2 protein-coding genes are annotated in these 813 nt (G+C 42.2%); one reads left to right on the top strand and one right to left on the bottom strand.

Features of this window, described 5'->3' with window-relative positions; translation table 11 throughout:
* A partial coding sequence (gene purM, locus A3766_RS21545; protein ID WP_231882955.1) for a phosphoribosylformylglycinamidine cyclo-ligase occupies positions 1–399 on the bottom strand: 399 nt, incomplete at its 3' end.
* 210 nt (positions 400–609) lie between these two features.
* Between purM and A3766_RS21540 the strand changes: the two genes are divergently transcribed.
* Positions 610–813, top strand: a 204-nt coding sequence (locus A3766_RS21540; protein WP_156509035.1) for a DUF2066 domain-containing protein, incomplete at its 3' end; no start/stop codon positions are given.

Raw genomic sequence — 813 nt, 5'->3', positions numbered from 1 at the left:
GCCAATGCCTGTTACTACATCGGCAGCAACGTCAACATTCAGTTTACCTGTAGCGTAATAGTCAAGGAAGAATAATGGCTCTGCGCCACCAACAATAAGATCGTTAACGCACATGGCAACGAGATCAATACCTATCGTATCGTGCTTATTGAAGTCCATGGCTAATCTTAGTTTTGTGCCAACACCGTCGGTACCGGAAATCAAAACCGGTTCTTTATAGCCCTTCGGCAACTCAAACATTGCGCCAAAACCGCCTAGACCGGCCATTACTTCCGGTCTTCGAGTTTTTTTGGCGACACCTTTAATTCTTTCTACTAGCTCATTTCCCGCATCGATATCGACGCCAGCGTCTTTGTAGCTAAGTGAAGGGTTTGTATTTGAGTCAGAATTATTAGTCATATGAGCTAAAACCTTGGCTTTTTAAAATTGGCGCGATTCTACCAGTTGTTTGGAGTCTCGCCAAATGCTAGCAGTAAAAAATAACATATTCGTAGTGATTTAAAAAAATATTAGAAAGTAGGTGTGCAAAGCACGGCTGATGGTTGTTTTATGAGTGTTTCGAGAATATTATGATAAACCTTTCAAATACTGAGCATAAGTGGCACTTACTTGGTCAATATTATTCGTTTTTTCGTACTTGTTTCGCTAGCCTTTTTGAGTTCACACTCAATCGCTGTCCAGCTAGGTAATTTATATAACGCTTCTGTCGCAGTACCTTCGCAAGACCCTTCCGATCGTATGCTAGGCTTTGAGCAGGCGCTGCATCAGGTGTTGATCCGTGTTACTGGTGATGAGGAATTGTTGCAGGATTCT

It is taken from the genome of Oleiphilus sp. HI0132 (genome assembly GCF_001635845.1).
Note: the sequence above shows the minus strand (reverse complement) of the source record. Positions and strands in the feature narration are given on the sequence as shown.